Below are 11106 nucleotides of genomic sequence, written 5' to 3'. Positions count from 1 at the left end.
GCTGGCGCAACCAACACGCCCAACCCAAAACCGGATACGCGATCAACTCCAAGATCCGCCATCCCGATTACCCGTTCAAGGCCGCATGACGAGGCACTAACGACCTCGTGCACGGTTGCGAGTCCTTGAGCATCGATGATCGTTGTTGGCGTCATGGTTGGTGCTGCGATCATGATGAACCCTCGGATGACAGGTCTGTCCCGGCAGGTGATAGCGGGCCTGGTCGCGGAACTGGGACCACGGTGGCAGGCCCGCCACCGTGATCGGCTCACGACGCGAACGCGCCGTCGCCGCGTCGGCGCGGGTGCGAAGCACCGATTCGGGTTCGCCGACCGGCTGCTGGCCACGCTGGTGCACCTGCGGCACGGGTTGACCCATGACGTGGTGGCAGCCTGGTTCGGAGTGCACCGTTCGACGGTCTCCCGCAGCATCGCCGAAGTGCGGCCGCTGCTGGCCGAGCGGGGTTGCCGGGTGCATAACGGCGTCCGGCTGCGCACTCTCGCCGACGTGGTCGGATACCTGGGTCAGCACCCGCGAGCGTTGATGGACGCCACCGAGGTGCGGGTCCGCCGCCCGGTCGAGGGGCGGGCGGGTAGGGACCGGTTCGTATCTGGCAAGGCCCGGCTGAACACGATGAAAGCGCTGGTGATCTGCGATCCGGCTGGTCGGCTGTTGTTCTGCGGCGAGACTCGGCCAGGCTCGATGCACGACCTCACCCAGGCGCGGACCGCCGGCCTTGTCGACCTCCTGCTCCAGCGATGTTCAATACCCGGCACGTCACCGCGACGGGGATTCCGTCGGCGGCCAGCTCGCTCACGAGCGGGTAGAGCCTTTTCCCGGCAGATGCGCCTGCGACAAGTACGCCGCCGCCCGGCGCAGAACCTCGTTCTCCTGCTCCAACAACCGGATCCGCTTGCGGGCCTCGCGCAGCTCGGCCGACTCGGTGCCGGTCGTCGCGGGGGTGGCGCCGGCGTCGATGTCGGCTTGGCGCAGCCACTTGAACAAGGTCATCGGGTGGACTCCGAAGTCCTTGGCGATCTGCTCGACGGTCACGCCTGGCTCGCGGTCACGAGCCACACGCACGACGTCATCGCGGAACTCTCGGGGGTAGGGCTTGGGCACAGCGACATCCTTCCAACTCGCCGTCAGGGCAAGCCATCTCAGATGTCACCTATCGGTGCAGCAGACCCGGTCCAGGCAGCCTGACTAAGATCAACACATCGACCCTGTCCGTCGAAACGGGTCAAGCCCAGAAGGGCGCGAGCCACTTGCGCTTGCTCAGTGGTGGCAGCTTCGTCAACGCGGCCAGGTCGGGCAAGGGCCTGGCCAGCCAGGCTCAGGCGAACCTGAGCCTGGCTGACCAGGCCACGTGTGGCTAGGCGTTGCCGGACCGTGCCTTCGGCAGCGTCCGCTCGGCGGTCAGCGTCATGGCGCCGCCCTTGTAGGACACCCGGAACATGTGGCCGCCCACGTTCAGGACCCGCCGTTCCGGCATGGAGTGGAAGTTGCCCTTGATCGAGGCCCCGCTCATGATCGTCAGAACCGTGCCCGGAGTGATGGGCGCGCGAACGTCGAGGGTGAGTTCGCCGTCCAGCACCAGGGCACCCGTGGCCCGCACGCTCGTGTAGTCACGGTCGCCGGAAATGGTGATGGCGACGCGACCCGCTCGGCTGATGGTCACGTCGCCGCCGACCTTCAGGACGTTGCCCTGTGCGACATCGGTGAGACTGACGGACAGAGCGGACGCCGCTTCCGCGGCCGACAGGCCGGGCTGCAGCACGCCGCTGGTGACGCGGATGCTGCCTCCCACGAAACCGCTGCCGCCGAGCGTGCCGCCCTTCACGGCGACCGAGCTCGCGTGCGAGCCGGCGATCGAAAGCTTGCCGCCTTCAACCGTCGTGCCGCCCTCGTAGGTGGCGCGGCCCGACATGATCAGCATCCCGGAGCCCTGCTTGGTCAGAGACGCCGTGTAGAGGTTGTTGTCGATGTTGTTCTGAATGTAGGCCGCGCGCGCGTCCATCCATTCCTTGCGCCAGTTGGTAGCGTCCCCATAGCTGATCTTGTCGTACAGTTCCGGGCGGCCGTTGGTGATGGCTTGGACGTAAGGATCAGCCAAAATGCCCTGAAGCATGAAGGCGTTCTCGCTGAGCGTGCCGTCCGGGCTCAGTACGTTGGGGCTGAATTCACCGGCGAAGGCAGTGCCCTGCTTCTTGTAGGCCGCCAGCCACTCCCGATCCTCCCGCTCCCTTGCCTTGATCGCGATCTGGCTGATGTCGTTCGACCAGACGTCCAGGGGCGCCTTGTCCATGTTGTAGGTCATGGGGCGCAGGAACTGGCCGGGGCCGTACATGCCCTTGTCCAGATTGGGGATGCCCCAGCCCCAGCGCGCGTCCGGAACTCCGTCGGGAGCGGTCCACGCGATGGATGCCCCGGAGGGGGAGGTCTGCCCGGTGCCGAGGAACCGCACCCCGTCGGACATCTTGTTGTTCGCCGTGGTGAACATCAGATCACGGACCTGCTTGGCGTCCATGTTCGGATAGCGGGAGAGCAGAACCCCCATCACCGCAGTCGCAACGGGCGTCGCCGGAGACGTTCCGCTCGAGTTCGAATAGTTGGTGTCGCCACCGCTGTTCGTGGTCCGAACACTGTTCGACGGGGTGGACACGGTCCACCATTTGGCGAGCCCCGCCTCGTTGTACCCGAACTGCTTCGTGTATTCGGGGTTGTCCGCGGTGGGAGGCTGCACCCCGCCGACGCATACCCACTGCGCTTCCGCCGCGGGATTGAAGAAGGGGTACGCCGGGCGGAAGAACGGGTTGCTCCAGTCGTTGTTGCCGGCCGACCGGACGTTTACGGTGCCGCTGTCCTTGATGGCGTCCCAGATGGCATCCATGAAGGAGCGTCCGGGGTGGTTCGGGTTGTACTGAATACCGTCTTCCGAATAGCTCTTCTTGAAGAGGAAGAACTGGTACTCCAGATCCTTCAGGTGCTCGTTGGGGAGGATGATCGCCATCGCCGTGGCGCTGGCGCTGTCTTTGCCGCGCAGTTGGTAAGCGTTGGCGAGGTTTCCACCGACCCCAAGGTCGTTACCCAGGCCGTCAAAGCGGCTCCTGTCAAGTGTCTGGACATAAGAGCCCCAACTGCTGTTGATGACCTGGGCGCCCGCGTCGACCAGTGCCTGGTTCGCCGTGCGCCAGTACACGTAATCGTGGAAGGGACCGTGGGACTGGGTGTCGGAACCGCCGGTCATGGCGACGTACATCGTCGAGCCAAAAGCGATGCCGTGCTGCTGTTTGCCATCGCGAATGCCAGAGGTGACGCCAAGCATGCCGGTCCCGTGACTCCAGTCACTTGTCCTCGGCTGGTCACCGGCCACAGTGAAGCGCTGGCCCGCAACAAACGGGTTCGCCGGGGTTGCTGAGTTCCGGTACCCGAAGCCGGAGGTGCCGTAGATACCCTCCGCTCTCACCGGAACGATCAACCCGGTCTGGAATCCTTCGTGGGTAGGCCGGTAGCCCGAGTCCATCATGCCCAGCGCGACGCCCTGCCCGCGGTACCCGAGGGCGAAGGCGGTGGACGCGTTTACCGCGACGAGCTGCCATGGGGAGTCGATCGCTGTGCCAGGGTTGGCAGGATTGTGGCCGGTGTAGTAGCCATACTCCGGCGTCTCCCAACTGGCTTTGGCAGCACCCAGTTCCCCCGGCGTCCTGGCGACAAAACCGGGGTCTCCCGGATACGCCGGTCCGCCGGCTGTACTGCCGGGGGTTGATGTCAGGCCGGCCTTGGGCGATGCCGAGGCGAACCCGGCCGGAAACAAGGCGATGCCTGCGCCGGCAATAAAGGTGCCTCCCACTCGACGCAGTAAATCCCGCCGACTCAAGAAACTCATACTCATCTCCGATTCCTTCCGAAGGGTCGATCTCCAGCGGGCGGGGGCGCAATCCTGCCGCCTTTATCAAGCAGCGAATGTTGTTGGCTTTGTTCGGGATCCCGACTGCCGCGCGGGCCGACGCATGAACGTCGGAACGGCGAACTGGAACTCTCCCGCAAGTCGGCCTCCCCTATATGGACACCAAATTAGACTGCGGCAGAAGCCCCTCGTCAAGGGGTCAACATCGGCTCGCCGGGAACAGTTAAGCGACGATCTATATCGATATTAATAACTGCCATGCATCGGGTCACGGGTTGACTCCGTGGAGGTGGTGTGCGACTTGCCCGTGATGGACTAATTGCGCAGATGGGAGGCAGCCGTCGCGCGATCCTTCGAGACGGCGAAGTCGAGCGGAGGAGTGTGCTGCGCGACGACTGAGTCCGCCGAGGCCGAAGCCGAACCGGTCTGCGGCCGCGGGTTACGGGCAGCGCGGCTACGAGTGGGTCCGGTGTGGACGGCGAAGCCACGAGTCGTCGTCGCTGATCGCACGCCAAACACGTGACGCGCCATGTGACGCAGCCCACTTTGGTGAACCTGCTCTGGTGTACCCCCGTTGAGACGGGACCACCACGGTAAGGAGCAGCGGATGCCCAAACACGATCTCTTCTTCATCTGGGCTGGGGACGCGCCGCCCGAGTGGGGCAAGGAGGGCTACAAGAACCTGCAGAAGAACTTCGGCAGCCACTACGATCTGCACTTCATGTATGAGCCGCGGACCATCTGGTACCGCGACGGTAAGGACCAGATGCGACCCGGCATCTCCAAGGACTGGTCCGAGGCACTCGCCGAGGCGGAGAAGCTCGACATCGACACCATGCGGGTGAGCACGCGCGTCGCTGAGCTGGCCGGCCGGGAGATGGCGGCAGTGGGTTCCAGCTACGACGCCAGCTGGTTTGCGGGCTACGTGCGGATGCATATGGAGAACAGAAACTACAGCGCGGTGAAGGACATCGCCGCGACCGGCATCCTGAGCAGCGGCCACAAGGATTTCGCCGAAAAGATGGTCTACTTCGACCTCGGCGCGGACGTGATCCCCGGCGCACCGCAGCGCCGCAGCGACAACGCCTTCCTCAACAGCGCGATCAACCGCGTCATCGGCCCCCGAGGCATCCAGGCAGACCTGCACATCAAGAAATCCACAGGCATCCTGCTGCCCAACTTCGTCCACCGACGGATCAGCCACGTGCCAGGCGAGTCGAGCCCGCACCGATTCGACCACGCGCAGCCTGGCCACGTCTCAGCCCCTCATCTGGACGCCTTCGTCATGGGGTCCAAGGGCAGCCGAGGGCGCGCGTTCTTCGCCGAGGTCACCGCCAACCAGCTGGGCTACGCTCACAGCGTCGTGCAGAAGGACCTGGACGCCGGCAACATCCGCCTGCGCGCCAATGAGCCCTTCGCTCTCGAGGCAATCGACCCGAACAACAACGACTTCCCCACCGCGCACTGGCTCGATCACCGCGAGCACAACGACAGGCGGCAGCAGCTCATCGGCGGCACCATCATGCATGCGATCGCCGAGGCGTACATCCAGAATTACGCGCCGCCGGCGCAGTCCGGGTATACGCCGGGCAACCCCTTGAGTTACAGCGTGGCGCCGAAGACCCTCGCCGACACGACGGTTCCGGTAAACGAGGCGTATACCGGCCCGGGCCAGGTCAGCGGAGCCTCGAACTGGCAAGTCGGCGGAAACCTGCTCCACCACTCCCGCAACAGCTGGCGTGACCGGGTATCGGACGCTGAGAAGCAGTTCGTCACCGCCTACGACATGACCCGCATGCCCGACCTCAGCGATCCGTCCATTCCGTCGGGTGTATACCCGAGGCCAGCACCGGGTCAGACGACGAACTCCTCGCCCACGCGCTCGCTCGACGAGCAAATGGACGGCCTGACCATCGGCCCGCGCCCGTACAGCTACGGCGATCAACCGCTGGACTACGCGGAGGGAGAGTTCGCCGCTACGGAGCCTCCGATGCCCTACGTCTCCACGGCGCCCGCATTGCCGTACGCCGTGACTCCCGCGCCGGTGCACAACGTCGCTCCAGGGCCAGTCGTCAGCGGCATGAGCTACGGCAATTACGGCAGCTCGAGTGCGGCTCCGGACCTTCCCACCACGCCACCGTCTGGTCCCACCGGCTCGCAGGCGTCCAGCGGCAACAACACCTCCGTAGCGGCGGCAGCCTCGTATACGGCGGTCGAACCGCAGGAGCGCGAGCGTCAGCCCCGTAACAGGGGCGGCAGCAGCCAGCGTCCGTCCTGGATGACGTACGTGGCCGGACAAAAGCCGAACGTCCGCAAGAAGTGACGGTCCGGCACCCGCGTCACGGGGGCTCGCGCCGGGTGGCGGAAAGAAGCAGGAGCCACTCGTCGCGGCCCTGCAACGGGTAGGCATCGGCGGCTCCGCCGCGCACGGTCCTGGGCCCCCACCGGTCCGGGGCCGCGCGTCCGCCAGCGCGCCGTAAACCCGAGATCCACACGTCGGCATCAGCGGGCAGCCCGCCTCGGCCGCACCTCCCGGGATCCCGTCGAAGGCGACGGCGCAGTCGCAGCTCAACGCCCTGACCGTGGCGGCGCAAGGCTCGACCAGCGGCTACTCCCGTGGCCTGTTCTGACGGTGATCCCCGTAGCTGGGACACCAGGGCGACCGTGCCGCTTACTCGGAAAGGCCCAGTGGAGGATCAGCAGGGGGTCAGCTGCCAAGTCACCTTCGTCACGTTGACCGGTATATACAGGTCGCCCCCGGTCCCGCCGGCAGGAGCGCAGTTCTTGAAGGGAATCGACGAGCCGAAAGTGAACCCGGATATCACGGCGTCGCGGCCTGTGCCGTTGTAGAAGTTGAATCCCTGGATGCTGCCGGTCCACTCGCTGTTGGTCGTCAGAGACGGCGTCTCGACGGGACCCTGCGGCGGGTGATTCCAGTTGGGCCAGATGCAGAGCATGCCCTGCGGGCAGTTCCCGGACCCCCAGCCTTGTATCGACACTCCGGGTGCTGCCGCCGAGGCGGCGGGGGCGGTGGCCAGCAGGCCTGCGACGGACGCGGCGATGGCGATGGCGATGGATTTCAACAGCACGGTTCACCCTTTCACAGATAGATGCTTATCGTTGCGAATTTAACCTACCGGCGGAAAATTGACAGGTCAAGCACCTGAAGCGACGTAGTCCGGGCGGGTCACTCGGAAGCTGGCGTCCGCCTGAGTCTGATGACGATTGAGGTAGTTTCAGTACGCGCCACGGCCGGCACCGAGCCTCAGCCGGCGCGACACTGTCCGCGTCCACCAACGCCCGCGCCGCCGCACGCACATCACCCACGCGCAGGTAGGCCCGCGCCACATCCACCAGGTACGCGCCCCGATGCTCCGCCGGAAACCGCCGCCATCCCTTCCGCCGCACGGGTCGCTGAAGCGCCATGTCGAGGACGTACCGGGCTGTGCGCCGGAACGCGACCGCGTTGCCGGCCATGAACAGGGTGTGAGCGTGCAGGCGTTGGTGGAACCTGTCCCTGTTAAAGGAACGCCGACGGGCTTGGCGATTGAGTTCGTGGACCTCGTCCCAGGCGGGAACGTCGTTCAGGTTCCAGGAGATGGTGTGCGGAGCCCCGGCTCCCAGGCGGTGGCGTAGCTGCTTCCACCGATTCGGGGCGAACTGCAGGTCGTAGTGACTGAGTACCAGATCGAGCTCACCGACGGGCACGGTGGCGAGGGAGGGCTCCGGTGGCGGCTTGCCCGTAGCGGCAGATGGATCAGTGTGCGGCGCGACCGGGCTGCCAGCATCCACAGGCCCGTGATGGTGAACGCGGCCTCGGCGTTGAGTTCCAAGACGAACCAGGGATTGTTGTCGATCAGCACCGCGCCGGTCACCGGTTCGGCCGGCGGACGAGGCGGTACTGATCGGCGCCGAGCCGTCCCTGATGTACGCGGATCCTGAGGTTCATGCGGTGGCGAGCTGCGCGCGGGCGTGCATCAGCGCGAACCCGAGGAGGTTGCGGCCGCGCCATTGGGCCGGATCGTGGGCGCGTGGGTCCGTCGCGGAAAGACCGATGCCCCAGACCCGATCCATCGGGCTGGCTTCCACCAGTACCCGATTGCCCGTGCGGGACAGGTACCGCCCGAGGTCAGGGTGCTGGCTGAACTTGGCCACGTTGCCGGCGGCGACCAGGTCGAAGCTGTACGCATCCCAGGTGGCCTGGTCGAAGTCGCGGACCTGCCGGCCCAGGGCCTTAACCGCGCCCGGGTGCGGCGCCGTGAGCATTTGCGCGGCGATCGCTTCGTCGCCGAACAGGCGAGCCTTGCCGATCATCATGTAGTGCTCGGCGGTGGCGTACAGGATCCCGTCCACGACGAACGGGGCCGGCCACCATTGGCTCAGGCAACCCGGTCCGACGCTGCCGTCCGGTTGGGGCTGGTGCCCCCAGAAGAACAGGTACTTGACCCGCCCGCCCGCAGCGGCGAACGCCCGCAGCTCAGGCAGGCTGCGCGGCGAGGAGGTGGTGTCGGGCATGTTCGGCAGGGTGCCAGAGCCGTTTGGCCACGCGCCATCAGGTTTGCACTGCCGGTCGCGGGTTCGCCGGCCGTCCTCCCCGGGGTTGAGCGGGCCGAGAGCGGCCCTCCTGCCCTTGGATTCGAGGCGGGCCACCTCGGGGCCTTGCGACGCACGGAGATTTTTGTTGCTGAGTCAAAAATTCGACGTTCATCTCTGGCATTGGGAGTAGTCGTGTGTTCATGATGTTGGCGGTACGGCTGCCCGGAGATCCGCCCGCCCTGTCGGATGACGTGCTCGACGGGGCCGGCCGGTCCCGGGCGCGTCGCTCTCGACAGGGAGGTACTCATGACACCGACGGGACCACGCAGGCCCGCCCTGCTCCGGTCCGGCATCGCGGCCGCAGCAACCGTGCTGGCTCTTGCGGCGAGCACCGTGTCCGTGATGGCCGCCCCGGCCGAAGGTGACATCCTCGCCACAGGCGGCCCGACCGCCGTGGCCGGCTCCTACATCGTCGTGTTGCGGGACTCCGCCGTCAGAGCCACCGCCGTGGACACCACCGCCCGTGACCTCGCCGCACAGCAGGGCGGCGGCGTCGGCCGGGTCTACCGGCACGCCCTGCGCGGCTTCGAGGCCCGACTCTCCGAGCGCGGCGCCCGTCGCCTCGCCGCCCATCCGGCCGTCGCCTCCGTGACGCAGAACCACACGGTGTACGTGGCAGGCGTGCAGAGCCCGACACCGTCCTGGGGCCTGGACCGGATCGACCAGCGCGCGTTGCCGCTGGACAACTCGTTCACCTATCCTCGCGTGTCACCGGGCGTGCGGGCGTACGTCATCGACTCCGGGATCAACCTGACCCACACCGAGTTCGCCGGGCGGGCGGTGTCCGGCTGGGACTTCATCGACAACGACGCCGACGCCATCGACTGTATGGGGCACGGCACCCACGTCGCCGGCACGGTCGGCGGCACCACCTACGGTGTGGCCAAGAACGTCCAACTGGTGGCCGTACGCGTCTTCAACTGCGACGGCCGCGGCACCACCTCGAACGTTCTTGCCGGCGTCGACTGGGTGACCGGCGACCATGATCCGGGTGAGTTGGCCGTGGCGAACATGAGCCTCGGCGGCCCGCCGTACGCGCCAATGGTCGACGCCGTGCGGCGGTCGATCGCAGACGGCGTCACCTACGTGGTGGCCGCGGGCAACGAGAGCGGCGCCGACGCGTGTTCCTACACCCCGGCCTCCGTCCCGGAGGCGATCACCGTCGCCGCCACCGACGCCGCCGACGCCCGCGCATCGTTTTCCAACATCGGTACGTGCGTGGACCTGTTCGCGCCGGGCGCCGACATCACCTCTGCCTACATCGGCAGCAACACCGCCACCCGCACCGCCTCCGGAACCTCGATGGCCACCCCGCACGTCACCGGAGCGGCGGCGTTGATCCTGGCAAACAACCCCACCTACACCCCGGCGCAGGTGACCCAGGCACTCCTGGCCGACAGCACCCCCGGCGTGGTGACCAATCCGGGCGTCGGCTCGCCGAACCGGCTGCTCCACGTCAGCGCCACCACCCCGGCCAACGACTTCGCAATGACCGCCACCCCCGCCAACGTTACCGTCACCGCCGGCGGCACCATCTCCACCACCATCACTGCGACCGTCACAAACGGCACGACACAACCGGTCTCCCTGGTGGCCCGCGGCCTACCCGACGGCGCCACCGCCACGTTCCAGCCCGCGAGCGTCTCTTCCAACGGCAGCACGACTCTCACCATCAACACAGCGTCGACAACCATGGCCGGCGACTACACCATCACAGTGATTGGCACCGGAACGGGTGCGACCCGCGCGACGGCATTCCAGCTACACGTTAACGACCCGGCCGGCTGCGTCGGCTCGAACGGCACCGACACGGCGATCACCCAGGGCGATAGCCCTCTGGTCCCCATCACGATCACCGACTGTCCCGGCGCCGCCGCTCGCAACAGCACCATCGAGCTGCACATCGACCATTCTGGCATCGGTGACCTCGACATAAGGCTGCTCTCACCCGACGGCACCTGGTATTACCTGCTGGACCGCACCGGCGGCGACAGCGACGACATCGACTACACCTTCACCCACGACCTGTCGTCTGAGACCGCGAATGGCACCTGGATGCTGTGGCTCAACGACCTCCTGCACTCGGGCACCGGGTTCCTCGACTCGTGGCGGATCAACCTCGCGGGCGCCGACCTGCCGGTACCAGCATGTGGTGGCCGCACCACCACCAACCTGCGGATACCGGCCGCCGGCACTGTCGAATCGTCAATCAGCGTGGCCGCCTGCGGCCTGGCGCCGTCGACCAAGAGCTACATCGAGCCCAACATCCGTCACCAGTACGGCCGAGACCTTCGAGTCTCCCTCATCGCGCCGGACGGGCAGGCAATCCTGCTCAAGGATGCCTACGTGGGGTCGTACCGAGCGAACGTCCGCGAAACCTTCATCACCGATCTGTCGAGCAAGCCCACAGCCGGCACCTGGAAACTGCGGGTCGAGAACGTCGCCGACTATGAAGGCATGTTCGAAGGCTGGAAGCTGACCCTCGACGGCGGCACGACGCCACCGCCCACCACGCCGCCGCCGACGACGCCTCCCCCCACCACGCCACCGCCCACCACGCCACCGCCGACCACGCCTCCCCCCACCACACCGCCTCCAAC

General features: G+C 66.6%; 6 protein-coding genes and 1 pseudogene. 3 read left to right on the top strand and 4 right to left on the bottom strand.

The window, feature by feature from the left end; all coding sequences use genetic code 11:
• Window positions 1-135: 135 nt before the first annotated feature.
• Window positions 136-693: pseudogene (locus tag ADK66_RS31000) on the top strand (transposase family protein); the annotation flags it as partial.
• Window positions 694-813: 120 nt separating this feature from the next.
• Here the strand turns inward: ADK66_RS31000 and ADK66_RS32450 are convergent.
• Window positions 814-1122: an IS3 family transposase gene (locus ADK66_RS32450; protein WP_053659558.1), complete on the bottom strand. Its 309-nt coding sequence runs from the start codon at window positions 1120-1122 to the stop codon at window positions 814-816.
• A gap of 253 nt (window positions 1123-1375) precedes the next feature.
• Window positions 1376-3895, bottom strand: coding sequence for a S8 family serine peptidase (locus ADK66_RS25295; RefSeq protein WP_082377652.1), 2520 nt, complete (start codon window positions 3893-3895; stop codon window positions 1376-1378).
• A 622-nt stretch (window positions 3896-4517) separates the two neighbouring features.
• Between ADK66_RS25295 and ADK66_RS25290 the strand changes: the two genes are divergently transcribed.
• Complete coding sequence (locus ADK66_RS25290; protein ID WP_053659555.1) at window positions 4518-6233, top strand: hypothetical protein; 1716 nt, start codon at window positions 4518-4520, stop codon at window positions 6231-6233.
• Window positions 6234-6606: 373 nt separating this feature from the next.
• Here ADK66_RS25290 and ADK66_RS25285 read toward each other — a convergent pair whose 3' ends face one another.
• Both ADK66_RS25285 and ADK66_RS25275 read right to left on the bottom strand, forming a co-directional pair.
• Window positions 6607-6999: a hypothetical protein gene (locus ADK66_RS25285; protein ID WP_053659552.1), complete on the bottom strand. Its 393-nt coding sequence runs from the start codon at window positions 6997-6999 to the stop codon at window positions 6607-6609.
• 856 nt (window positions 7000-7855) lie between these two features.
• Window positions 7856-8425 carry an NADAR family protein gene (locus tag ADK66_RS25275; protein WP_053659548.1) on the bottom strand — a complete coding sequence of 190 codons (570 nt, stop codon included), beginning with the start codon at window positions 8423-8425 and terminating at the stop codon, window positions 7856-7858.
• A gap of 327 nt (window positions 8426-8752) precedes the next feature.
• Between ADK66_RS25275 and ADK66_RS25270 the strand changes: the two genes are divergently transcribed.
• A partial coding sequence (locus ADK66_RS25270) for a S8 family serine peptidase (RefSeq protein ID WP_053659546.1) occupies window positions 8753-11106 on the top strand: 2354 nt, incomplete at its 3' end.

It is taken from the genome of Micromonospora sp. NRRL B-16802 (genome assembly GCF_001279555.1).
Classification (GTDB): Bacteria; Actinomycetota; Actinomycetes; order Mycobacteriales; family Micromonosporaceae; genus Micromonospora; species Micromonospora profundi.
The sequence above is the reverse complement of the archived record's forward strand: the minus strand, read 5'-3'. Positions and strand labels throughout refer to the sequence as shown.

Coding starts and splice junctions, on each gene's coding strand:
- ADK66_RS25295 (WP_082377652.1), bottom strand. CDS start 3,895: ATGAGTATGAGTTTCTTGAGTCGGCGGGATTTACTGCGTCGAGTGGGA.
- ADK66_RS25290 (WP_053659555.1), top strand. CDS start 4,518: ATGCCCAAACACGATCTCTTCTTCATCTGGGCTGGGGACGCGCCGCCC.
- ADK66_RS25275 (WP_053659548.1), bottom strand. CDS start 8,425: ATGCCCGACACCACCTCCTCGCCGCGCAGCCTGCCTGAGCTGCGGGCG.